The following is a 22630-nucleotide window of genomic DNA, read 5'->3' as shown; positions in this document are numbered from 1 at the left end:
TCAGCTCACCGTCGCGAGGTGGGCGATGAAGCGGGCGAAGAGGTCGGCCTGGGAGCCGATCTGAAGCTTCTGGTAGATGTTGCGGCGGTGGATCTTCACTGTCCCGGCGCTGATCTTCAAAAGGTCGGCGATCGAGGCGTTCGAGTGGCCCCGCAGCACGAGAGCCGTGATCTCGATCTCCCGCGGCGTCAGGTGGCCGACCGCCATGGCGTCGAGCGCGCGGTCGATCGGCCCCGCCTTCGCCCCGTTGCGACGCCCCGGCGTGAAACGCTGGCCGATGTCGCGCCAGTGGCTCTCGCCGAGCCGGCGGACCACCGGCTCGATCGCGCGGATCGTCTGCATGTCGCGGGCGGAGAAGGCCGGCCCGTCGATCGGCCGCGTCACGCTGACGACGATCGCCGTCCCCAGCGCCGGGCGCAGGAGGAAGCCGACCTCGTCGCGGATGCAGGTCCGCTCATAATGCTGTTTGAAATATTCGGAGGTGTAGAAGAGGTCCGGCGCCAGCGACTTCAGGCGGATCACCCCGGCCGGCTCGTGGCCGATCGCCGCGCCATAGAACGGATCGAGCAGATAGGGCCCGCGGGCATAGGCCTCGATCACCGTTTCGGCCCGGCCGCCATCCATGTTGTGGGCGAGGCAGATCGGGTTTTCCGGCCCCGAATAGGCGAACACCATGAAGATGTCGAAGGGCACCGCCGCCCGCACTGCGTCTTCGAGAGCGCGCGGAAATTCCGCCGTGCCGAGGGCCTCGAGCCCCCGGCCCACGGCCGCATTCCAGTCCGCGAAAGCGCTCTGCACGCGTCGGTCTCCCTGCTGTCGGATGGGGCGCGGATTTTCGCACGCCTATACCCCGAGGGATATTCCTAGCGCATCCGCCCGCCCCTAGCCTGATGAAAAGGTTCACAGAGCAAACAATCGCCGAGAGCGGTTGGGGGACATGGCGGAATGACGGATCGGCACAACGCGGCGCGGCAGCTCGAGACCGGTCTTGCAGCACTCGATGCGCGCGACGTGCATATCGGCATCTTCGATCCGGACGGCGTGTTCCGCCATAAGCAGGTGTCGGCCGACAAGGCGGTGAAGCTCGCCGCCAAGGGCTATCCCTTCTGCGAAGTGCTCTATTGCTGGGATACCGCCGAGAAGACCTACGACAGCGGTGCCTATATCGACCGGCCCGCGACGCTCTTTGCCGAAAACCTGCGCCGCTATCCCTTCGCCGACAAGGCCGCGGTGTGCATCGCCGATTTCGAGGGCGACTTCGGCGCGCTCTCTCCCCGCACCCAGGCCCTTCGAATGATCGCCGAGCTCGGCGCGCTCGGCTTCGACGTCAACGCCGCCTTCGAGTTCGAATTCTTCGTCTTCGACGAGACGCCGGAGAGCCTGCGCGCCAAGGACTTCACCGGCCTCGACCATTTCGCGCAAGGCAACCGCACCTATTCGCTCCAGACGACCGCGCTCTACGGCGACCTGATCGGCGGGCTCCGGCAGACGATGGAGACGCTCGGCATCGAGATCGAGGCGATCCACACCGAGCTCGGGCCGGGGTGCTTCGAGGCGCCGCTGCACCACGCCAAGGGCATCAAGGCCGCCGATGACGCCGCACTCTTCAAGAATTTCGCCAAGGCCTATTTTCTGCGCAACGGGCTGACCGCGGCCTTCATGTCGAAGCTGTCGCCGGATCTCGCCGGCCAGTCGGGCCATCTCCACGTCTCGCTGACGCGCCCGGACGGCACGCCGGCCTTCCACGACGCGGCCGAGCCGGAGGGCTTGAGCCGGACCGCGCGGCACTTCATCGGCGGCCTCGTCGCGCTGATGCCCGAGATGCTCGCGATGTGCAGCCACACGGTGAACGCCTACAAGCGCATGGTGCCGGGCGCCTGGGCGCCGACGGCGGCGAACTGGGGCGTGCAGAATCGCACCGCCGCGGTGCGCGTCATCAACGACGCGCCGGAGGCGACGCGCGTCGAGTTCCGCGTCCCCTCCGCGGACACCAACCCCTATCTCTCGCTCGCCATGTGCCTCGGTGCCGGTCTCTGGGGCATCCGCAACGAGATCGAGCCGCCGCCGGGCAGCCGTGCCAATCTCTATGCCGCGACGCCGGACCCGGCCGCCGTCTTCCCGTCCGATCTCGGCCGGGCGGCCGAGCGCTTCGCCGCCTCGGCGCCGGCCCGCGCCTTGTTCGGGGACGCCTTCGTCGATGCGTTCGCCGCCGCCCGACGTTTCGAGGACGCCGAATATCGCCGCCATGTCAGCCCGTGGGAAATCCGCCGCTACCTCGAGGTGGTCTGACCTCGAACCGTGCTTCGCAACCCTTCCAGAGCCAGAACAAGGACCGAACCCGTGACGAAAGACGATCCCAACACCCCGAATGCGATGAAGTCCCCGCTGTCCCGCCGCACCGTGCTGAAGGGCATGGGCGCCGGCGCGGCGCTTGCGGCCGGCGGCGTGCTGCCGGGCGCGTTCCAGGGCGCCCGCGCCGCTCAGTCGCTGAACTATATGTGCTGGGAGGGCTACAACGCCCCGGCGATCCTCGATCCCTTCCAGAAGGCGAACGACGTCCAGATCTCGGTCGATCTGATCACCGATTCCGCCGGCGGCTTCGCCAAGCTCGCGGCCGGTGCCTACCGTGCCTTCGACCTCGTGTCTTCGGACAGCCCCTGGATCGCCCGCATGGGTCCGGCCGGCATCGACCGCTTCATCGACGATGCCGAGTTCGCCGACCAATATGCCGAGTTCTATCCGCAGTTCCGCGCGCCGTTCGCGCCGCTGCAATACGAGGGCAAGGCGACCGGCCTGCCGACGCGCTGGGGCTGGGTCGGCCCGACCGTGAACACCAAGTTCGACAAGCTCGAGACCTGGTCGAGCTACGCTCCCGTCTTCGATCCGGCCTACCGCGACAAGATCTGCCTGCTCGATTGGGGTGATTGGCCGATCATGCCGCTCGCCCTCTATGCCGGCGTGAACCCCTACAAGGAGCTCGATAAGAACGAGCTCGACGAAGTCCGCAAGGTGCTGCGCGCGGCGTTCAAGAACACCCGCGCCATCGTCGGCGATCTCGCCATCGCCCAGAAGGGCCTGCTCGACGGCTCGTTCCGCTGCCTGATCGGCGGCGGCTCCTACTGCACCTCGTCGCTGCGCCTCGCCGGCCACGATTATGTGCAGTCGATCGTGCCGGAGCCCCGCAACGGGCTGAAGCAGGGCATCATCTGGATGGAGGCGACCGGCCTCCTCGACAACGGCAACGACCCGACGCTCGCCAAGAAGTTCCTGAAATACATCGTCTCGCCAGACGTCGCGGTGAAGCTCGCGATCACCGAGGCGACCTGCAATCTGGTGCCGAACCAGAAGGCGGAAGCGCTGTTCACGCCGGAGCAGAAGAGCGCGTTGCAGATGGATTATATGTGGCACGCCTGGGACAACAGCCTGTTCCACACGATCGCGCCGAACATCGACGACATGCTGGCGATCTGGCAGGAAGAACTCGCGGCCCGCTGACGTCCCGCCCCCGCGAGCCCGCCCGACGATCCGCCGGGCGGGCTCCCCTATTCCCGACCGATCCCATTGCGCGAGCGAGACCATTGCCGAGCCCCATCATCGAAGCGTCCGCCATCGTCAAGGATTACGGCCCCTTCCGTGCGCTCCATTCGGTGTCGCTCGAGGTCGGCGCGGGCGAATTCGTCGCGCTCGTCGGCCCGTCCGGCTGCGGCAAGACCACGCTCCTCAAGATCGTCGCCGGCTTCGAGCAGCCGACCGGCGGCACGCTGAAGATCGAGGGGCGCGACATGAACGACGTGCCGGCGGCCAAGCGGCCGACCCGCATGGTGTTCCAGAAGCTCGCGCTGTTTCCCCATAAGACGGTGCGCGACAATATCGGCTTTCCGCTGAAGCTCGCGAAGGTGCCCGCCGCCGAGGCGGAGACGCGCATCCGCGCCATGTTGGAACTGATGCACCTGAAGACGGCCTATCTCGACCGCTTCCCGGCGCAGCTTTCGGGCGGCGAGCAGCAGCGTGTCGCGCTGGCCCGCGCCCTCGTCTCCCAACCCGGCGTGCTCCTCCTCGACGAGCCGATGAGCGCCCTCGACGCCAAGCTCAAGAAGTCGCTTCAGGCGGAACTGAAGAACCTGCACCGCAATCTCGGCACCTCGTTCGTGCTCGTCACCCACGATCTCGAAGAGGCGATGATGCTCGCCGACCGCATCTGCGTGATGCGCGCCGGCAACGTCGTCCAGATCGGCACGCCGTCCGAGATCTATTATCGCCCGGCGGATTCGTTCGTGGCGAGCTTCATCGGCGACACCAACCTGTTCCCCGTGCGCATCGATGCGGGGCCGGGCGACGACATCGCCTTCGGCTCGCCGATCATCTCCTGCACCGGCGCGCTCGTTTCCAAGGCGCAGGCGACGAGCGCCGTGACGGGCCCGAGCGCCCTCCTCCTGGTGCGCCCCGAAGCGCTCCGCTTCGCCGGCGCGAACGAGCCCCAGCCCTTCGCCACGCTCGCGGGGCATGTCGAGGAATTCTTCGTCAAAGGCGCCTCGATCCAATATCGCGTCCGGGTCGAGGGGCACCCCGTCCCGGTCGTGATGGACCTGCCGGGCACGCCGAACCTGCCGGCCGCCGTCGGCGAGGCCGTGACGATCGGCTTCGACCGGTCCGACATCGTGCTCATCCGGGAGTGACAGATGCGGATTGATCGGAAATCCTGGCGCGATCCCTTGCTCCTCGGCACCACGGTGCCGCTCACGCTCCTGATGATCGTCTTCTTCCTGGTGCCGCTCGCGATGACCGGCATCCTGAGCTTCCAGACCACCAAATATTACCGCCTGATCTGGACCTGGGACCTCGCCACCTGGCGCGACGTGTTCGGCAAGCCGTTCTATTGGACGATCATGCTGCGCACCGTGGCGATGTCGCTCGTCTGCGTCGTGCTGTCGCTCGCGATCGCGATGCCGGTCGCCTATGCGCTGGCGACGCGGCTCGGCAGCCTCCAGCGGCACGTGACCATCCTCATCACCTTCGCCTTCCTGACCGATGCCGTGTTGAAGACGTTCGGCTGGATCCTCGTGCTCGACAAGAACGGCGTGCTGAACTGGGGGCTATCCTATCTCGGGTTTGGGCCGCAGGCGCTCAATCTGCTCTTCACCCCGTCCGCGACGATGATCGGCATGGTCTACAACCTCGCCGTCTATCCGATGTTCACGATCTACCTGTCGCTCGTGCGCATCGACCGCGACCTGCAACTCGCCGCCTATGACGCAGGCGCCTCTCGCCTGCGCACGTTCTTCGAGGTGACGCTGCCGCTCTCGAAGCCGGGCCTCTATGCCGGTGCGGTGCTCGTCTTCGTCCTCAGCCTCGGCGCCTTCCTGGAGCCGAAGGTGATGGGCGGCGGCAATTCGCCGATGGCCTCGGAACTCATCCGCCAGAGCTTCGAGACCCGGGTGAACTGGCCGCTCGGCGCCGCGCTGACCCTGGTGCTCATCGTCATCGGCGCCCTCTCGCTCGCGATCTCCGCCCTCGTGGCGATGCGCCGCCGCCGCGTGGCGAGCCCGGCGTGAGGGGAAGCATGATGTCAGACCGTACCAAGAGCGCCCTCGTCGACACCCTGCTGGTGGGCTCCGTCGCTCTCCTGCTCGCCTTCTTCTACGTGCCGATCATCACCCTCGTCGTGTTCTCGTTCACCGGCAGCCGCATGCTCACGCTGCCGATCGAGACCTGGTCCACCGAATGGTACCCGGCCCTGTTCGCCAAGGGAGACTTCATCCCGGCGCTGAAGAATTCGGCGTTGATCGCTGCGATCACGACGATTTTCGCGACGGTTCTCGGCGCCGCCGGGGCCATCGCCTGGATCCGCTTCCGCTTCCGGCTGCAGACCTTCTTCCGCGCCCTCACCTTCGCGCCGCTGCTCTTTCCGCAGCTCCTGCTCGGCGTGGTGATGCTGCTGTGGTTCTCGGTGCTCGGCCAATGGCTCGGCTTCACCACCGGGCTCGCGAGCGTCGTCATCGGCCACATCGTCTACATCACGCCGTTCACGCTGGTGATCGTGGCGGTGCAGGTCTACGGCTTCGACGAGACGCTGGAAGACGCCGCGCGCGATGCCGGTGCGAGCGGGTGGGTCGTGTTCCGCGAGATCACGCTGCCGCTGCTGTGGCCCGGGATCTTCTCGGCGGCGAGCTTCGCCTTCCTGCTGTCGTGGGGAAATTTCTACATTTCCTACAGCCTCGGCGGCACGATCCGTACGCTGCCGACCTTCGTCTATAGCGGCATCGCGGTTGGCTCCTCGCCGATCTATCCCGCGCTCGCCACGCTGAACTTCATTCCGGCGCTGGTGCTGGTGGTGGTCGCGGACGTCGTGCGCCGTCGCGCCGCCCGCCGTAACCGCCTCGCCGAACCGGCCTGATCCCTAGTCCTCCGAGGGTGCCATGATCGATATCGCCGAGCCCGCGTCCTTCCGGGCCGCGCCGCCCGCTGCCGCGGCCGTCTCCAACTGGAGCTTCCCGACCTCCGTGCGCTTCGGCGCGGGGCGGATCGCCGAACTCGCCGCCGCGGTCGCCGAGCTCGGAGCGCGCCGTCCGCTCGTCGTCACCGACCGCGGCCTCGCCGATCTGCCGCTCACCGCCCGGGTCATGGACGTGCTCGCGGCGGGTGGCGTCACGGCTGCGCTCTTCTCGGACGTCAAGCCGAACCCGACCGGCGGCAACGTCGCGGCGGGCGTCGCGGCCCTGAAAGCCGGCGGCCACGATCTCGTCGTGGCGCTGGGCGGCGGCAGTGCCCTCGACGCGGCGAAGGCGATCGCCCTGATGGCGACCCAGAGCCGCCCGATGTGGGACTTCGAAGACATCGGTGACAACTGGAAGCGGGTCGATACCAGCGCCCTGATCCCCGTCATCGCGATCCCGACGACCGCCGGCACCGGCTCCGAGCTCGGCCGCTCCTCGGTCATCACCCACGAAACCGAGGGGCGGAAGGTCATCGTCTTCCATCCCCGGATGATGCCGAACATCGTCTTCATGGACGCCGAGCTCACCCTCGGCCTGCCGGCCAAGGTGACGGCCGCGACCGGGATGGACGCGCTCTCGCACGCCCTCGAAGCCTACAGCGCGCCGACCTTCCACCCGATGGCCGAGGGCGTCGCGCTCAATGCGATGCGGCTCATCAAGGAGCACCTGCCGCGCGCCGTCGCGGACGGCTCCGACATCGAGGCACGGTCGCAGATGCTGATCGCCTCCGGCATGGGCTGCGTGGCGCTGCAGAAGGGGCTCGGTGCCATCCACGCCCTCGCCCATCCGCTCGGCGCCCTCCACGACGCCCATCATGGCCTGCTCAACGCGGTGCTGATGCCCTATGTCGTCGCCTTCAACCGTCCGGCGGTCGAGGACAAGCTGACCGCGCTCGCCCGCATCCTCGACCTGCCGGCCCACGACGGCGACGCGGTGATCCAATGGATCGTCCGGCTGCGCGACGGGCTCGGCATCGGCGCCACCCTCGGCGACATCGGCCTTCACGACATCGACCGCGACAAGGTGGTCGAGATGGCGCTCGCCGACCCGTGCGCCGGCGGCAACCCGATCGCCCTCGACACGGCGAACCTCCGGGGCCTGCTCGACCGGGCGATCGACGGCCGCCTCTGAGGCGCGCTCACCCGGCCGCGGAGGCGGGAAGCACCCGCACATAATCGACGAAAGCGCGAAGCGGGGCGGGCAGATAACGCCGCCCCGCATAATAGAGATAGGGCCCTGAAAAGGACTGCCACCAGTCCTCCAGCACCGGCACCAGCCGGCCCGCCGCGATCTCCGGCGCGAGCGCATCCTCGAACGAATAGAGGATGCCGAGGCCGGCGACGGCCGCGGCGATCTGAAGATCGAGCGTCGAGGCGACGAGCGGTCCCTGGACGCTCACCCGCACGATCTCGTCGCCCCGCTCGAACTCCCATGCCGGGCTCGCCCGGCCCGGAAAGCGGTGGCGGATGCAGGCATGTCCGACGAGGTCGCCGGGATGGTTCGGCGGGCCATGCGCCGCGAGATAAGCCGGGGACGCCGCCGCCACATAACGCTGGGTGCGCGGGCCGATCGGCACCGCGATCATGTCGAGCTCGAGCCGTTCGTCATAACGCACGCCCGCGTCGAAGCCGGCGGCGAGAATATCGACGAAGCTGTCCTCCGCCATGACGTCGAGGGTGATGTCCGGATAGGCGCTCAGAAATCCGCCGACGATCGGCGGCAGCACGAAGCGCGACACGATCACCGGCACGTTGAGCCGCAGGGTGCCGCTCGGGCGCGCCCGGACGCTGTTGATCCCGTCGAGCGCGGCGGCGATCTCGTCGAGCGCGGGCGTCAAACGTTCGAGCAGCCGGAGACCTGCCTCCGTCGGGGCGACGGAGCGGGTCGTGCGGTTGAGCAGGCGGACGCCGAGCCGCGTCTCGAGCCGACGCACCGCTTCGCTCAACGCGGAGGCAGAGACGCCTTCCGCAACAGCCGCGCCGCGAAAGCCGCGGGCGCGGGCGACGGCAGCGAAGGCGTGGAGATCGTCGAGCGGGGCGTCGGCCATTGTGCGGAATTCCGTACACGTCGTTCCATGATCTACGGATTATCGCACGATCTTATCGGATGCATCTTCGTTTCACGGACGGGGCCTTTCCCCGCTGCTTCGAGGAGATCAACCCGATGAAGACCCGCCAACTCGGAAAGACCGGACCCGTCGTGTCCGCCTTCGCCCTCGGCTGCATGGGCATGTCGGACGGCGTCTATGGTCCGGCCGACCGCGCCGAGAGCATCGCCACGATCCACGCCGCGCTCGATGCCAGCGTCACCCTGTTCGACACCGGCGATTTCTACGCCATGGGAGACAACGAGATGCTCGTCGCCGAAGCGCTTCGCGGCATCGCCCGCGACCGCTACGTGCTCAGCGTCAAGTTCGGCGCACAGCGCGACCCGACCGGCCAATGGCTGGGCTATGCCCTGACCCCCGCAGCGATCAAGACGGCCCTCGCCTATTCGCTCAAGCGCCTCGGCACCGAATACATCGATATCTACAGGCCGGCCCGCCTGCCGCCCGGCACCGACGTCGAGGCGGTGATCGGCACCCTCGCCGAACTCGCCAAGGCGGGGCACATCCGCCATATCGGCTTGTCGGAGGTCGGCGCGCAAACGATCCGCCGCGCGGCGGCGGTGCACCCGATCGTCGATCTCCAGATCGAATATTCGCTGCTCTCGCGCGGCATCGAGGACGAGATCCTCCCCACCCTGCGCGATCTCGGCATCGACGTCACGGCCTACGGCATCCTCGCGCGCGGCATGCTCGGCGGCCGTTGGCGGCCGGGCGGCTACGGCGCCGGAGACTACCGCGCCCACAGCCCGCGCTTCGAGGGCGAGAACGGCGCGGCGAACCTCGCGCTCGTGGAGGCGCTGCGTGCCGTCGCCGAGGCGAAAGGCCTGCCGATGTCCCAAGCTGCGATCGCCTGGGCCCTCGCCCAAGGCGACGACATCGTGCCCCTAATCGGCGCCCGCCGGCCCGCCCAACTCACCGACGCCCTCGCCGCGCTCGACGTCCGGCTCTCCGCCGAAGACCTCGCCGCGATCGAGCACGCCGTCCCGAAGGGCGCCGCGCGCGGCGACCGCTATCACGCTCAGGCGATGGCCGATCTCGACAGCGAACGCCGCTGAGGACGGCCCGGATCGGGCGATCGAACGCCTCCTCCGAGGCGCCTCACGTGGGACTTCATCGATTCCGCCCAGCAAGGCTGCCGGCCGAACAAAGAGATTTCGAGCCGGCCGGCCTCCCGAGCGGTGACGCGACCAAGCCTCGGATTATTGCGTGATCCGAGGATATTCGGGACGATGGGCGCAAATGATGGAGGCCTCGAATGCTTGAGCTGCGACCCAATTGTGAATGCTGTGATAGCGACCTTCCGCCATCCAGCATGAACGCCCGTATCTGCACATTCGAATGCACATTTTGCGCGACCTGCGCGGACGGCGTGCTCGGGGGCACGAGTCCCAATTGCGGGGGCAACCTCGTCGTTCGACCAATCCGTCCGGCGCACATGCTCGATCGGAACCCAGCCTCCACTAAGCGTATCCTCAAGGCCGACGGCTGTTTGCCTCCCGCGATGTAATGCCGTGAGCGCCGGCGCGAACCCGCGCCGGCCCGCCGGTCTGCGTATAGGGTCACATCCGCTTAGAATAACTATAATCACCTCTCGCAGCAGTGTTCGTTCTTACCTCTTGTCGTCCCGACCGATCCTGATATAGCGGCCGCAAGATGGGAAAGATCTGGGACACGGCATGACTCGAATTCTATCTCTTTTTAAATTCTCTAATTCTATATTTGCACTTTTGTTGATGCTGAATGCGGCGCAGGCCGCGTCGACGCATTATCCCCTCGTCCTCGAGAATTGCGGGGTCGAGGTCACGTTCCCGAAGGCGCCGCAGCGGGCGATCGGTCTCGGGCAGAACAGCGCCGAGATTCTCCTTCTGCTCGGGCTACAGGATCGGATGGTCGGCACCGCCTTCTGGCCCAGCCACGTCATGCCCCAGCTCGCCGCGGCCAACGCCAAGGTGAAGCTCCTCACGGTCGAGTTCCCCACCTTCGAATCGATGCTGGCCGAAGACCCCGATTTAGTCGCCGCGGCCCTGCCGAGCCTGCTCGGTCCGAACAGCAAGGTCGCCAAACGCGAGGATTTCGAAAAGGTCGGCGTGCCGACCTACCTCTCGCCGAGCACCTGCCTCGACACCAAGGCGACCAAGGACACCTACGGGAGCCGTGACCGCCTGTGGACGAGCGCGCTCCTCTATCAGGAGATCGACGAGCTTTCCCGTATCTTCGACGTCCAGGATCGCGGCCAGGCCCTCATCGCCGACTTCAAAGCGCGCGAGGCCGCCCTGCGCGCAATGGTCCAGAACAACGGCACGAGCGGCAAGCCGCTCTCCTATCTGTTCTGGTTCTCGAGCCCGTCGCCGTCCGCGGACGCCTATGTGGGCGGCAAGAACGGTGCCTCGGGCTACATCGCCAACCTGCTCGGCGGCACCAACGCGATCGCGTCGGAGGCGGAGTGGCCCACGGTCGGGTGGGAGAGCATCATCGCCGCCAACCCGGGCGTGATCGTCGCCGCGAGCCTCGACCGCAATCGTTGGGAACTCGATAAGTCCGACGCCAAGGTGCGCTTTCTCACCACGGACCCCGCCCTCAGCGAACTGCCGGCCGTGAAGTCGAAGGCGATCGTCGTCATGGACGGCCAGGCGATGAACCCCGGCGTGCGCACGATCTACGGCGCGGAGCAGGTCGCCGCGCAGTTGAAGGCCCTCGGTCTCCTCCGGTGAGCGGACCGGTGCGCTCCCTCCGGCGGATGGGCCTGCTCCTCGGCCTGACGATCCTGTCCCTCGCCGCGGTGCTCGCCGTCGTCGGTGTGAGCGTCGGGGTCGGCGATCTGCCGATCCCCCTGACGACGACCGTCGCGGCGGTGACCAACCGGCTCGGCTGGACCGATGTGGCACTCAGCCGGATTCAGGAGACGGTGATCTGGGACTACCGGCTCAGCCGGGCTCTCGTCGCGGCGTTCTGCGGCGCGGGCCTCGCGCTCTGCGGGGCGATCATGCAGGCGCTGCTGCGCAACCCGCTCGCCGAACCCTACGTCCTCGGCGTTTCGGCCGGCGCTTCGACAGGCGCGGTCGCGATCGTCATCCTCGGCCTCGGTGCGGGGGCTGTGTCGCTCTCGGCCGGCGCATTCGCCGGCGCGTTCGCGGCCTTCCTGTTCGTCGCCCTCCTGTCGAACGGCACCGCCGCCGGCGCGGACCGCACCATTCTCGCGGGCGTCGCCGCCTCGCAACTCTTCAATGCGACGACGGCCTACATCGTGACCACCTCGGCTAACGCCCAGCAGGCCCGTGACGTGATGTTCTGGCTCCTCGGCAGCTTCGGGGGTGTGCGCTGGCCGGAGTTCGCGCTGGTCGCGGGCGTCGTCGGGGCCGGCCTCGTGGCGTGCCTGACCCAAGCGCGGGTGCTCGATGCCTTCGCCTTCGGCGACGAGGCCGCGGCGGCGCTCGGCGTCGACGTCGCCAGGGCGCGGCTCACATTATTCTGCCTCACTGCGATGATGACGGCGACGATCGTCAGCATGGTCGGGTCGATCGGCTTCGTCGGCCTCGTGGTGCCCCACGTCACCCGCTTCCTCGTCGGGCCGCTGCACATCCGCCTGCTGCCCGCCTGCGCCGTCTCCGGGGCGATCTTCATGGTCCTGGCGGACATCGCCGCGCGCGCCCTGGTTCCGCAGCAGGTGCTCCCCGTGGGTGTGGTCACCGCGCTGGTCGGCGTGCCGGTCTTCTCGCTCCTGCTCTACCGCTTGCAGCGTGCCGCATGACGATCCGCGCCGAACACCTCACTTGGAAGGCCGGCAAGACGGTGATCCTCGACGGCATCTCCCTCGAGGTGAGGACCGGCGAGATGGTCGGCCTCCTCGGGCCGAACGGGTCCGGTAAGACGTCGCTGCTCCGCCTCCTCGCGGGGCTGAAGCGGCCCGATGCGGGACGCATTCTGCTGGATGATCGAGAGATCGGCACGATCCGCCGCCGCGCGCTCGCCCGGCGTGTCGCCTTCGTCGAGCAGCACGCGACGACGACCGCGAACCTCACCGTGGCCGACGTGGTGCGGCTCGGCCGGCATCCTCACCGGTCGCTCCTCGCGGGGTGGACACCGGCGGACGAGGACGCCGTCGCTCGGGCCCTCGCGGTCGCCGGGTTCTCAGAGAAGCGCGATGCGCGCTGGCAGCGCCTGTCCGGCGGAGAGAAGCAGCGCGCCCAGATCGCCAAGGCGCTCGCCCAGAGCCCGACGGAGCTCATCCTCGACGAGCCCACCAACCACCTCGACATCGAGCATCAGATCGGCGTGCTGCGGCTGATCGCGGGCCTGCCAGTCACGAGCGTCATCGCGCTCCACGACCTGAACCACGCGGCGATGTTCTGTGACCGCCTCGTCGTGCTCGCCCGCGGCCGTGTCGTCGCCGCGGGCACGCCTGAGGACATCCTCACGGAAGACCTGCTGCGATCCGTCTTCTCGGTCGAAGCCCGGGTCGCCCCCTCCCCGCACCATGCGCGGCCGCACATCCATTTTCTGCGCTGAACACGCCGCCCTTTCGGCCGACCCGCGGGGCCGTCCGAAAGGGCTCGAGGCTCCTCAGGCGCCGAGCCGCGCCTTCGCTTCGGTTGCGAGCGTGGTCAGGATGAGGGCGCAGGAGGTCGCGCCGGCATCGAGCACGCCGAGGGAGCGCTCACCGAGACGGCTCGCCCGGCCGATCTTCGCCACCAGATCCTTGGTGCTGTCACGCCCCGCTTCCGCCGCCGTCGACAGCGCATCGAGGGCGGAGGCGAAGGATTGTCCCTCGGCGATCGCCGCATCGAACGCGGTCTTCGCCGGCACCAACGTATCGAGGAGCGTCTTGTCGCCCACCTTGGCCGCGCCGATCGTCTCGATGCCGTCGAGCCCGCTCGCGAGCATCGCGGAGAACGCCGCAGCATCGATCGCCGGCACCTTGTCGATCGTTTCGGCGAAGCGGGTGAACATCATGCCGTAGAGCGGCCCCATCGACCCGCCGATCTCGCTCATCAGCACCGTGCCGAGGGAGTCGAAAGCGGTCGCGAGGCTCATGTCCGGGCCGATCCGCTCGGCCGCCATGCCGAAGCCCTTGGCCATGTTCACGCCGTGATCGCCGTCACCGATCTTGCCGTCGATCTCGCTCAAGTACGCCCGGTTGGCGACGATCACGCCGGCGACCGCCAGGACCATGCCGGCGGCGCCCTCGTTCGCAAAGGATTGCATCAACCCATCCCCCCTCAAAGCCCGGCCGGGCAGGCCGCTTCGACCGCCAGAAGGCGCTTCAGCTCGTCGTCGAGCGCCATCACGGTCAACGTCGCGCCGACCATCTCGAGCGAGGTGAAATAGTTGCCGACATAGGTCTTGTGCACCACGAGCCCGCGCGCGGTGATCTCCGCCTCGATCGCATCGTTGAGGATGTAGAGCTCGTTGAGCGGCGTCGCGCCGAGGCCGGAGACGAGGACGGCAACCTCCGTGCCCGCCGCCAAGCCGTGGTCGTCGAGCACGATGGAGGCCATGTCGCGGCCGATCTCGGCGGCGGTCTTGAGCGGCTCGACGCGGGTGCCCGGCTCGCCGTGGTGGCCGATACCGACTTCCATCGTGCCCGGCGCGATCTCGAAATTCGGATGCCCGACCGCCGGCAGGGTGCAGGGCCCGAGGCCGATGCCGACCGAGCGGCACGAATCGATCGCCTTCTGCGCGGTGGCACGCACCTCCTCGAGGCTCGCGCCCTCGGCCGCCTTCGCCGCCCCGACCTTCCACATGAAGATCTCGCCGGCGACACCGCGCCGCTTCTCCCGCTCGGAGGCGGGCGCAGAGCACACGTCGTCGTTGGCGACGACGGTCGCGATGGTCAGGCCCTCCTTGGCGGCGAGTTGCACCGCCATCTTCACGTTCATGTTGTCGCCGGCATAGTTGCCGTAGAGGCAGACGACGCCCTTGCCCCCGTTCGCCTCGCGGGCCGCGTCGAGGAAGCTCTTCGCCGTCGGCGAGGAGAACAGCTCGCCGACCGCGACGGCGTCGAGCATGGTCCGCCCGGTATAGCCGATGAAGGCCGGCTCGTGCCCCGAGCCGCCGCCGGTGATGACGCCCACCTTGCCCGCGATCGGTGCCACCTGGGCGGCGACCACGCGCGGATTGCGCTCCGACAGCCGCACCAGATCGCGATGCGCTTTGACGAAGCCCTTCAGGGTGTCTTCGACCACCTCGTCGGGATTATTGATGAAACGCTGCATAATAGGAGAAATCCCTCAGAGAATGGTGTAGCCGCCGTCGACGAGCAGGTCGGCGCCGTTGATCATGTCCGCCCCGTTGGAGGCGAGGAACACCGCGGCGGCCGCGATCTCCTCCGGCTCGGCGAAACGGCCGACCGGGATGCGCGCCTTGAGGGCGTCGCCGTGCGGGCCGTCCCACGCCTTCTTGCCGAGCTCGGTCAGCACGACGGTCGGCGAGATCGTGTTCACGGTGATGCCGTGCTTGCCCCATTCCGCGGCCAGCACCTTCGAAAGGCCGATGACGCCGAACTTCGACGCGCAATAGGAGACGTGCTGCTCGATCGCGACCGTGCCCGCCTGGGAGGCGAGGTTGATGATCTTGCCGCCCTTGCCGGCGCGGATCATGGCGCGGCCCGCGGCTTGGGACACGAAGAAGGTGCCGCTCAAATTGACGGCGATCGTGCGGGTCCAGAAATCGAGCGGCAACTCTTCCGCCGGGGCGAGTTGGACGATGCCGGCGCTGTTCACGACGATGTCGATCCCGCCGAACGCGGCGACTGCCGCGGCGATCGCCGCCTCGGCGGAGGCCGGATCCGAGACGTCGCAGGTGAACGCCTTGGCTTCGCCGCCGAGCGCGGCGGCCTTGGCGGAGGCCTGGGCCTCGTTGAGGTCGATCACGCCGACCCGTGCGCCCTTGGCGGCGAAGGCGGAGGCGATGGCACTGCCGATCCCGGAGGCGGCACCGGTGACGAGCGCCGTCTTGCCGGCGAGCGAGAACGAAAGGTCGATGGAGCCCGATGCGGACATTGTTTTCCCCGGTTCGTTGTGGCGGGGCGAGCCACATGCCCGCCCCGGCCGATCATCGCGGGCCGTCCTGACGACGGCCGCGGCGGCGATTATTTGCGCGTCGCAAGCAGCGCGTCGACGTTCTCGGCGGTGACCGGCGTCCAGGGAACGTTGTATTCCTTGTCCTTGCCGCCGTTCCACGGCATCTGCTTGGCATATTGCTGCCAGATGTCGGATTCCGGCTTGTAGTCGCCCTTCTTGGCATAGAAGATCGCGAGGTCCATGGCCCCCTGCGCCTGGGCGCGGGCGTCCTGGAGGATCGAGGTCATCTCGCCCGCCTTCACGGCGCGCAGTCCGTCGGTGATGCCGTCGATGCCGGCGATGGCGAAGGACTTGACATCGAGGTTGGCCGACTTGATCGCCTCGATGGCACCGAGCGCCATCTCGTCGTTCTGGCCGATCACGCCCTGGATCTGGTTGGGATGGGCGGTGAGCCAGTTCTCCATCAGGGTCTGCGCCTCGGCGCGCGACCAGTTGGCGGTCTGCTGCTCGAGCACCTTGACGTTCGGGCACTCGGCGAGCGCCTTCTGGTTGCCCTTCAGCCGCTGGATCTGCGCCGACTGGCCGATCGGCCCCTCGATGATGACGACGTTGCCCTTGCAGCCGATCTTGTCCAGCACCGCCTTGGCTTCGAGATAGCCGGAGATGGTGTCGTCCGAGCCGACATAGGACGACAGCAGGTTCGAGTTCACGCGGGTGTTGGAGCCGATCACCGGGATGCCCGCATCGGCGGCCGTCTGCACCGCCGCGGCGCCGGCTTCGACGTCGATCGGCACGAAGATGATGGCGTCGAACTTCTGCGTCGCCATGGTCTTGAACTGATCCTGCTGGACGAGCGCGTCGTAGCGGCCGTCGAACACGGTCAGCGTCACGTCGCCGTTCTTCACCGCCGGATGCTCTTTCAGAGCGGCGGTCCAGATCTGCATGAACTCGGCGTTGAGGCCGTAGGGCGCCGCGGCGATCTTGAGCGTGTCCTTGGCGGCCGCGGGCACGACCATGAGGGCCGTGGCCGAAATCAGGGCCATGATGAGTTTCTTCACGTGTTTTCCTCCGGTTGCTATTTTTGGCGCTGTTCTATCCCGTCCGGGCGGCCGGGCCTGGCCGCCGGTCCGCTGGAGCCTAAGCGCCCATGCTCCGCCTGCGATCCAGCATGACGGCGCCCACGATCAGGACGCCTTTGAGAACCTGCTGGTAGTAGGATTCGATTCCCATCAGATCGAGGCCGTTGTTCATGACCCCGATGATGAGCGCCCCGACGAGCGTGCCGGTGATGCGGCCGACGCCGCCCGAGAGAGAGGTGCCGCCGATGACGACCGCGGCGATGGCGTCGAGCTCGTAGGCGATGCCGGCCTGCGGCAGCGCGGAGCCCGTGCGAGCCGACAGCAGCATGCCGGCGAGACCGGCGAGACCGCCGGAAATGGCGTAGACGCTGAAGCGGATGCGACCGACATTGATGCCCGAGGTCTTCGCGGCGTGGGCGTTGCCGCCGACGGCGTAGATGTAGCGGCCGAAGCGGGTGCGGTTCAGGATCCACCAGGCGAGGCCGAATACGATCGCCAGCGCCACCACGGGCGTCGGGATGCCGAGCACATTGCCCGTGCCGATCCAGCGGAACTCCGGAATGAGCGCGGGCACCGGCCGGCCGCCGCCGTAGATCAGCGTCATGCCGCGCGCCGCCGAGAGCATCCCGAGGGTCGCGACGAAGGCGGGCACGGAAAAGTAGGAGACGATCGTGCCCGAGACGGCGCCGCAGGCGATCCCGGCGCCGAGGCCGACGAGGAGCGCCAGCTCCATCGGGAACGGCGCGCCGGCGACGCCCGCGGTCGCCGAGGTCGTCACGAGGCTCGCGCTGACGATGCCGGCGAGTGCTGCGACCGACCCGACCGACAGATCGATGCCGCCGGTCAGGATGACGAACGTCATGCCGATGGCCAGCACCCCGTTGATCGAGGTCTGCAGCAGGATGTTGGAGATATTGCCTGCGGTCAGGAAATATTCGTTGGAAACCGAGAGAATACCGGCGAGCAGGATCAAGGCGATGAAGATGCCGTATTCGTGCAGGATCGCGCGCCGCCGATGCGGAGCGAACCAGCCGTTCGAGGCGTTGGTCTCGCGGGAAGACACCTTGGGAATTCCTCTCTGTCTTGTCGTTCCGGCCGGTCAGGTCGACAGGTGGACCAGCGTCTCGGCATTCGCGTCGCGGCGCGCATAGGTTCCGACCGGTCGACCGGCCTTCATCACGAGGATGCGGTCGGACATGCCGAGGACCTCGTCGAGCTCCGACGAGATCATGACGACCGTGCCGCCGCCTTCAGCGAAATCGGACATGATGCGGTAGATCTCGCGCTTGGCACCGACATCGACGCCGCGCGTCGGTTCATCGAGCAGCAGGATCTTCGGGTTGCGCAGGAACCACTTGCCGAGCACGACCTTCTGCTGGTTTCCGCCGGACAGGCCGCCGACCCGCATCTGATCGTCCGCGGCCTTGATCTGGAAACGCTCGCGCATCGCGCGGCTCGCCTGGGCTTCCTTCCCGGCGTTCATGGCGAGGAGGCCGCCCAGCGCCGGCAAATTCGCCATGCAGATGTTGGCCCGGACGGAACCGAGCAGATTGAGACCGCTCAGCTTGCGGTCCTCCGTGACGAGCGCCATGCCGAGGGCCATCGCATCGGCCGGCTTGGCGACCTTGACCGGCTTGCCTTCCACGCGGATCGTGCCGGCGCTCGGCCGGGCGAGACCGAACAGCGCCTCGAAGATCTCGGTGCGGCCGGAGCCCATCAGCCCGTAGATGCCGAAGATCTCGCCCTTGTGCGCGGAAAACGAGACATCCTCGATGAGGCCGGGGCGGGCGAGACCCTCGACCTCGAGCCCGGCCGCGGCGGTCGGCACGTTGGTCTTGACGTACTCCTCCGCGAGCTCGCGGCCGACGATCATGCGGATCAGGGCCGGCCGATCGATCTCGGCGAGCGCGCCGCTCCCGACATAAGCGCCATCGCGGAACACCGTGTAGCTGTCGGCGATCTGGAAGATCTCCGAGAGCCGGTGCGAGACATAGACGACACCGCGGCCCTGCGCCTTGAGCCGTTCGATCGCCGCGAACAGATGTTGCGCCTCTCGCTCGCCTATCGCCGAGGTCGGCTCGTCCATGAAGATCACCTCGGCGTCGTGGCTCAGCGCCTTGGCGATCTCGACGAGCTGCATCTGCGCGACGGTCAGGCTCATCATCGTGCGGGTGGCGCGGATGCCGAATTCCAGGCGGTCAAGGAGATCCTGCGCGGCCCGGTTCATGGAGCGGAAATCGATGCCGCCGAAGCGGGTCGAGGGCTCGCGGCCCAGGAAGATGTTCTCCGCCACCGTCATGTGCGGGACGGGGCTCAGTTCCTGCTCGATGATGGCGATGCCGGAGGCGAGCGCGTCCGCCGGCGAGGAAAAGCTCACCGCCTCGCCCCGGCGGCGGATCGTGCCGGCGTCGCGCGGCAGGATGCCCATAAGGATCTTCAGGAAGGTGGACTTGCCGGCGCCGTTGCCGCCACACAGCGCGTGAACCGAGCCGGCGTCGAGCCGAAAGCGCCCATTCGACAGGGCGGCGACCCCTCCGAAGGACTTCTTCAGCCCTTCGACTTCCAGCAGCGGCTCCATGACGTCTGTCCTCCCGCCGCACCTGCCGACCCGTCGAGCGGATCAGGCGGTCGCGATTTTTGCTTCGGCGTTTTGACAATGTTCGATGATAGATCGACATATGTCAATGCAGGCGTTGCAGACACCGTCGCCGCGCAAACCGAGACGCCTGTGCAGCGGTCGCAACAAGAGTCATCGAGAGGCCATGGGACGCCCTCGGCGGAGTCGACGGACCCCGGCCGTGGATTCTCGACTCGCAAAGGCGATGGGCGGCTCAGGCCGCGTTCGGGAGATCGTCCAGCGCGTCCGCCATGGCGGCGATGATGATGACGGCGGACGCCGCGCCCGGATCGACATGGCCGAGGGAACGCTCGCCGAGCCGTGCCGCCCGGCCCCGCGTCGCGACCATCGAGGCCGTGGCCGCCGCGCCTTGCTCGGCAGCAACCGTCACCGCCGTCCAGAAATCGGCGCCGCCGCGCCCCGCGGCTGCGGCCTGCGCGGCGGCCTCCGCCGCCGGAATCCAGACGTCGAGCATCGTCTTGTCGCCGCGCTGACCCTTGCCGCGCTCGCGCACACCGGCCGCGAACGCCTGCAACATCGCCGCGACCGTCGCGGCATCCAGCACCTCCACCGCCCCGAGACGCTCTCCGGCGCGGCGAAATCCCGTCGCATAGAGCGGTCCGGTCGAAGCGCCCACCGCGTTGAGGAAGGCCCCCGCGGCCGCGTTCAGCACGCCGGCGGGTGTGGCGAGCTCGGCACGCGGCTGGCCGAGCGCCACCGCGACCGCCTCGAAGCCGAGGGCCATGGAGATTCCGTGATCGGCATCGCCGATCGCGCCGTCGAGCTCGGACAGGTGTTCCGCCGCCGCGTCGATGGCGTCGGAGATCCGGGCGAACGTCGCGATGAGGCGCCGGGCCGCGCTGCCGGACATGTCAGGTCTCCCTCCCATCGGGGTCTCCCCGCTCGCGCTGGGTGCCCTTCGTTCTGGTCCCGGGTTCCGCCATTGGTGCGGCGAGAGCCGGCCGAGTTTGCTTGCTTTATAGCCGCCCGTGTTGCCGCTTACACGACACTCAAAGCTGCGGCGTCGCACGGGTGCTTCAGCAGCGTCCACAACTCCTCGTCGAGATGCAGGATCGAGATCGAGGCCCCCGCCATGTCGAGCGAGGTGCAATAGGGCCCGATCCAGTTCGCCGCGATGACGAGGCCGCGCGCGGCGAGGCGCTGCGCGACGCGCCGATAGAGGATGTAGAGCTCCATCATCGGCGTCGCGCCGAAGGAGTTGACGAGCACCGCCACGCGATCTCCGGGGGCTGGGTTCATCTCGGCGAAGATCGCATCCATGATGCGGTCGACGATCGCGTCGGCCGGCGCAACGGGTGCCCGGGCGACGCCGGGCTCCCCGTGGATGCCGATACCGACCTCCATCTCCTCCGCGCCGAGCTCGAAGTTCGGCCGGCGACTTTGCGGCAACGAGCAGGGCTCGAGGGCGACGCCCATGGTGAAGGTGCGTCGGTTCGCCTTGCGCGCCATCGCCTCGCAGGTCTCGAGCGACAGGCCGAGATCGCAGGCCGCGCCGGCGATCTTGAAGACCAGGACGTTGCCGGCGACGCCCCGGCGCCCGTCGCGATCCTCCCGCGCCGACGAGGCGATGTCGTCGGTCGTCAGCACCGTGCGCACCTTGATGCCGTCGGCCTCGACCAGCTCCGCCGCCATCTCGAAGTTCATCACGTCGCCGGCATAGTTGCCGTAGACGAACAGCACCCCCGCCCCGCCCGAGACGGCGCGGGCACCATCGGCAATCGGGTCCGGCGGCGGCGAGGAGAAGACGTTTCCGACGACGACCGCGTCGGCGAGGCCTCGACCGACATAGCCGAGGAAGCACGGCTCGTGTCCGGCGCCGCCGCCGACGACGAGACCGACCTTGCCCGGCCGCGGTCCGTGACGGGCGACGAAGACGCGGCGCTGGCCGGCGAGCGCCACGAGATGGCGGCCGTGGGCCTGAAGCGCGCCTTCGAGCATCTCGTCGACGGCATCGGCCGGCCGGTTCAGGAATTTCTTGACGTGGGTGCGTACCGAGGCGGGCGAACCCGACGCGGCGCGGGCCGGCGCCGCGGTGCGCGGACGGGGCACGACGCCGCCATCGGCGTTGAGAATGCCACGCCCGGTGGCCGCGTCGGTGATGAGGACATTCGCGTAACCGCCGCGCAGGAGGGCGAGCAACGCCGGCACCTTGTCGAACCCGCCGGCGACCGCGATGCGGGTACGGATCGCCGCCAACTTGTCGAGCGGAATGCCGATGGTGCGGGCGTCGAGAGGTCCCTCGACCAGGGCACCCTGCCGGTCGATGAAGCGGCCCGCGAGCACGCCCACCGCCCCTTGCGCCAGATAATGCTGGAGCGAGACCTCCTCGAAGAACCCGCTCGCATGAATGGTCGAGTTCGGGCGCAGCGAGGAGATGCCGAAGACGATGCGGTTGGCAGCCTCGAGCGCGGCGAATTCGCCGGCGACGAGGCGCTCCTCCATCAAGATGCGGGCGAGATCCGGCGAACCGACAATCGCGGGTGCCGAGATGTTCACGCACCGCGCCGAAAGCGCCCGGGCGAACGCGAGGGCGCACAGGGTCGGCGTGTACGGGAAGGTTGCGGGCGTGGCGCCGGTCGCCTGCACCACGGTCATGTCGTGCAGAGACGGCAGGTCGAGCCGCTCCGCGATCGCCATCACGGTGCGACCCCAGACGACACCGAGCGTATCGCCGGATTTGAGGATCGTGCGCAAGGCGAGGGCGCCGGCCATCGCGAGACGGTCGATCAGCGGCCGCGTTTCCTCGCTCGGCACCACGAGGCATTCGTCCAGGCCGAAATGGCGGCGCAGGTCCTCGGCGATGGTGAGCGAGGCGAGCCGGCTCGGATCGAGCGAGATGTTGACGATGCCCTTCTCGCGCGCCTCCGAGAGATAGGCATTGACGGTCGCCCGCGAGATTCCCATCGCCTCGGCGATTTCGCCCTGGGTCAGTCCGTCCTGATAATAGAGCCAGCACGCCCACACATGCGGATCGCCGCCGAAGCGCAGCGGCGAGCCCGATTGCGCATCGTCCCCCGCGACCCGGCGCACGCCGGTGGACCGCGGGGATGGGGATGCTCGTCCGGACATTCGGAAGGGGTCTCGCTTGGACGGGTGTGAGGCCGCGACGGCAACGCGCGGCGCAACCGAACGATCTGGTCGCGCGTCATAATTTGAACCGTCCACGACATATGTCAAACGGGCGGCGGCACGCACGGCTCGGGGGAGCCCACACCTGCCCTGCGATTGCCCGCGATGCCCCCGCTTTTCGAGTACTAGCTATGGAGCGCTTGCCGCGACCGAGGCGTCGACCA

Annotated in this window: 21 protein-coding genes; 11 read left to right on the top strand and 10 right to left on the bottom strand. The window is 68.1% G+C overall.

Features of this window, described 5'->3' with window-relative positions; genetic code table 11:
- The gene (locus tag F0357_RS25360) at positions 1-798 is read right to left on the bottom strand and encodes a helix-turn-helix transcriptional regulator (protein WP_153490077.1); all 798 of its coding nucleotides are present in this window, start codon (positions 796-798) and stop codon (positions 1-3) included.
- Positions 799-945: 147 nt separating this feature from the next.
- Here F0357_RS25360 and F0357_RS21855 point away from each other — a divergent pair, with 147 nt between their 5' ends.
- From F0357_RS21855 to F0357_RS21830, 6 genes are all read left to right on the top strand, one after another.
- Positions 946-2289, top strand: coding sequence for a glutamine synthetase family protein (locus F0357_RS21855; protein ID WP_153490073.1), 1344 nt, complete (start codon positions 946-948; stop codon positions 2287-2289).
- A 51-nt stretch (positions 2290-2340) separates the two neighbouring features.
- A complete protein-coding gene (locus F0357_RS21850) occupies positions 2341-3495 on the top strand; it encodes an ABC transporter substrate-binding protein (protein WP_153490069.1) in 1155 nt (384 codons plus the stop codon).
- Positions 3496-3578: 83 nt separating this feature from the next.
- Positions 3579-4676 carry an ABC transporter ATP-binding protein gene (locus tag F0357_RS21845; RefSeq protein ID WP_208948535.1) on the top strand — a complete coding sequence of 366 codons (1098 nt, stop codon included), beginning with the start codon at positions 3579-3581 and terminating at the stop codon, positions 4674-4676.
- A 3-nt stretch (positions 4677-4679) separates the two neighbouring features.
- Positions 4680-5552, top strand: coding sequence for an ABC transporter permease (locus F0357_RS21840; protein ID WP_153490062.1), 873 nt, complete (start codon positions 4680-4682; stop codon positions 5550-5552).
- Between the two features lie 8 nt (positions 5553-5560).
- Entirely contained in the window at positions 5561-6394 is an 834-nt protein-coding gene (locus tag F0357_RS21835) for an ABC transporter permease (protein ID WP_153490057.1), read from the top strand.
- A 22-nt stretch (positions 6395-6416) separates the two neighbouring features.
- Positions 6417-7625, top strand: coding sequence for an iron-containing alcohol dehydrogenase (locus F0357_RS21830; protein WP_153490053.1), 1209 nt, complete (start codon positions 6417-6419; stop codon positions 7623-7625).
- A 7-nt stretch (positions 7626-7632) separates the two neighbouring features.
- Here the strand turns inward: F0357_RS21830 and F0357_RS21825 are convergent, their stop codons facing one another.
- On the bottom strand, positions 7633-8541 hold the full coding sequence (locus F0357_RS21825; RefSeq protein ID WP_153490050.1) for a LysR family transcriptional regulator: 909 nt from the start codon (positions 8539-8541) through the stop codon (positions 7633-7635).
- Between the two features lie 116 nt (positions 8542-8657).
- Between F0357_RS21825 and F0357_RS21820 the strand changes: the two genes are divergently transcribed.
- The 5 genes from F0357_RS21820 to F0357_RS21800 all read left to right on the top strand — a co-directional run bounded on the left by F0357_RS21820 (position 8658) and on the right by F0357_RS21800 (position 13107).
- Positions 8658-9656, top strand: a complete 999-nt coding sequence (locus F0357_RS21820) for an aldo/keto reductase (RefSeq protein ID WP_153491535.1) — start codon at positions 8658-8660, stop codon at positions 9654-9656.
- A 200-nt stretch (positions 9657-9856) separates the two neighbouring features.
- Positions 9857-10108, top strand: coding sequence for a DUF1272 domain-containing protein (locus tag F0357_RS21815; protein ID WP_153490048.1), 252 nt, complete (start codon positions 9857-9859; stop codon positions 10106-10108).
- 226 nt (positions 10109-10334) lie between these two features.
- Positions 10335-11312 (top strand): ABC transporter substrate-binding protein, encoded by a 978-nt coding sequence (locus F0357_RS21810; protein ID WP_246161848.1) that lies wholly within the window; start codon positions 10335-10337, stop codon positions 11310-11312.
- Between the two features lie 26 nt (positions 11313-11338).
- A complete protein-coding gene (locus tag F0357_RS21805) occupies positions 11339-12349 on the top strand; it encodes a FecCD family ABC transporter permease (RefSeq protein ID WP_153491532.1) in 1011 nt (336 codons plus the stop codon).
- Positions 12346-13107, top strand: coding sequence for an ABC transporter ATP-binding protein (locus tag F0357_RS21800; RefSeq protein ID WP_153490041.1), 762 nt, complete (start codon positions 12346-12348; stop codon positions 13105-13107). Before F0357_RS21805 ends, F0357_RS21800 begins: the two co-directional genes overlap by 4 nt.
- Positions 13108-13161: 54 nt before the next feature.
- Here the strand turns inward: F0357_RS21800 and dhaL (F0357_RS21795) are convergent, their stop codons facing one another.
- The 8 genes from dhaL (F0357_RS21795) to F0357_RS21760 all read right to left on the bottom strand — a co-directional run bounded on the left by dhaL (F0357_RS21795) (position 13162) and on the right by F0357_RS21760 (position 22406).
- Positions 13162-13803, bottom strand: coding sequence for a dihydroxyacetone kinase subunit DhaL (gene dhaL, locus F0357_RS21795; protein ID WP_153490037.1), 642 nt, complete (start codon positions 13801-13803; stop codon positions 13162-13164).
- A 14-nt stretch (positions 13804-13817) separates the two neighbouring features.
- Positions 13818-14813: a dihydroxyacetone kinase subunit DhaK gene (locus F0357_RS21790; RefSeq protein ID WP_153490033.1), complete on the bottom strand. Its 996-nt coding sequence runs from the start codon at positions 14811-14813 to the stop codon at positions 13818-13820.
- 15 nt (positions 14814-14828) lie between these two features.
- A complete protein-coding gene (locus tag F0357_RS21785; protein ID WP_153490030.1) occupies positions 14829-15599 on the bottom strand; it encodes a GolD/DthD family dehydrogenase in 771 nt (256 codons plus the stop codon).
- Positions 15600-15688: 89 nt separating this feature from the next.
- Positions 15689-16678, bottom strand: coding sequence for a substrate-binding domain-containing protein (locus F0357_RS21780; RefSeq protein WP_312861779.1), 990 nt, complete (start codon positions 16676-16678; stop codon positions 15689-15691).
- Positions 16679-16757: 79 nt separating this feature from the next.
- Positions 16758-17762 (bottom strand): ABC transporter permease, encoded by a 1005-nt coding sequence (locus F0357_RS21775; protein ID WP_312861778.1) that lies wholly within the window; start codon positions 17760-17762, stop codon positions 16758-16760.
- A 36-nt stretch (positions 17763-17798) separates the two neighbouring features.
- Positions 17799-19277: a sugar ABC transporter ATP-binding protein gene (locus tag F0357_RS21770; RefSeq protein ID WP_153490027.1), complete on the bottom strand. Its 1479-nt coding sequence runs from the start codon at positions 19275-19277 to the stop codon at positions 17799-17801.
- A 253-nt stretch (positions 19278-19530) separates the two neighbouring features.
- Entirely contained in the window at positions 19531-20187 is a 657-nt protein-coding gene (gene dhaL / locus F0357_RS21765) for a dihydroxyacetone kinase subunit DhaL (RefSeq protein ID WP_153490017.1), read from the bottom strand.
- A gap of 128 nt (positions 20188-20315) precedes the next feature.
- Entirely contained in the window at positions 20316-22406 is a 2091-nt protein-coding gene (locus tag F0357_RS21760) for a bifunctional sugar-binding transcriptional regulator/dihydroxyacetone kinase subunit DhaK (RefSeq protein ID WP_153490014.1), read from the bottom strand.
- Between the last annotated feature and the right edge of the window lie 224 nt (positions 22407-22630).

The sequence above is a fragment of the Segnochrobactrum spirostomi genome, assembly GCF_009600605.1.
GTDB lineage: Bacteria > Pseudomonadota > Alphaproteobacteria > Rhizobiales > Segnochrobactraceae > Segnochrobactrum > Segnochrobactrum spirostomi.
The sequence above is the reverse complement of the archived record's forward strand: the minus strand, read 5'-3'. Positions and strand labels throughout refer to the sequence as shown.

Excerpts from the sequence above, each read along its gene's own strand:
- dhaL (WP_153490017.1), bottom strand. The coding sequence starts at position 20,187 with ATGTCCGGCAGCGCGGCCCGGCGCCTCATCGCGACGTTCGCCCGGATC.
- F0357_RS21770 (WP_153490027.1), bottom strand. The coding sequence starts at position 19,277 with ATGGAGCCGCTGCTGGAAGTCGAAGGGCTGAAGAAGTCCTTCGGAGGG.
- F0357_RS21790 (WP_153490033.1), bottom strand. The coding sequence starts at position 14,813 with ATGCAGCGTTTCATCAATAATCCCGACGAGGTGGTCGAAGACACCCTG.
- dhaL (WP_153490037.1), bottom strand. The coding sequence starts at position 13,803 with ATGCAATCCTTTGCGAACGAGGGCGCCGCCGGCATGGTCCTGGCGGTC.
- F0357_RS21785 (WP_153490030.1), bottom strand. The coding sequence starts at position 15,599 with ATGTCCGCATCGGGCTCCATCGACCTTTCGTTCTCGCTCGCCGGCAAG.
- F0357_RS21825 (WP_153490050.1), bottom strand. The coding sequence starts at position 8,541 with ATGGCCGACGCCCCGCTCGACGATCTCCACGCCTTCGCTGCCGTCGCC.
- F0357_RS21840 (WP_153490062.1), top strand. The coding sequence starts at position 4,680 with ATGCGGATTGATCGGAAATCCTGGCGCGATCCCTTGCTCCTCGGCACC.
- F0357_RS21835 (WP_153490057.1), top strand. The coding sequence starts at position 5,561 with ATGATGTCAGACCGTACCAAGAGCGCCCTCGTCGACACCCTGCTGGTG.
- F0357_RS21855 (WP_153490073.1), top strand. The coding sequence starts at position 946 with ATGACGGATCGGCACAACGCGGCGCGGCAGCTCGAGACCGGTCTTGCA.
- F0357_RS21760 (WP_153490014.1), bottom strand. The coding sequence starts at position 22,406 with ATGTCCGGACGAGCATCCCCATCCCCGCGGTCCACCGGCGTGCGCCGG.
- F0357_RS21815 (WP_153490048.1), top strand. The coding sequence starts at position 9,857 with ATGCTTGAGCTGCGACCCAATTGTGAATGCTGTGATAGCGACCTTCCG.
- F0357_RS21820 (WP_153491535.1), top strand. The coding sequence starts at position 8,658 with ATGAAGACCCGCCAACTCGGAAAGACCGGACCCGTCGTGTCCGCCTTC.
- F0357_RS21830 (WP_153490053.1), top strand. The coding sequence starts at position 6,417 with ATGATCGATATCGCCGAGCCCGCGTCCTTCCGGGCCGCGCCGCCCGCT.
- F0357_RS21805 (WP_153491532.1), top strand. The coding sequence starts at position 11,339 with ATGGGCCTGCTCCTCGGCCTGACGATCCTGTCCCTCGCCGCGGTGCTC.
- F0357_RS21800 (WP_153490041.1), top strand. The coding sequence starts at position 12,346 with ATGACGATCCGCGCCGAACACCTCACTTGGAAGGCCGGCAAGACGGTG.
- F0357_RS21810 (WP_246161848.1), top strand. The coding sequence starts at position 10,335 with ATGCTGAATGCGGCGCAGGCCGCGTCGACGCATTATCCCCTCGTCCTC.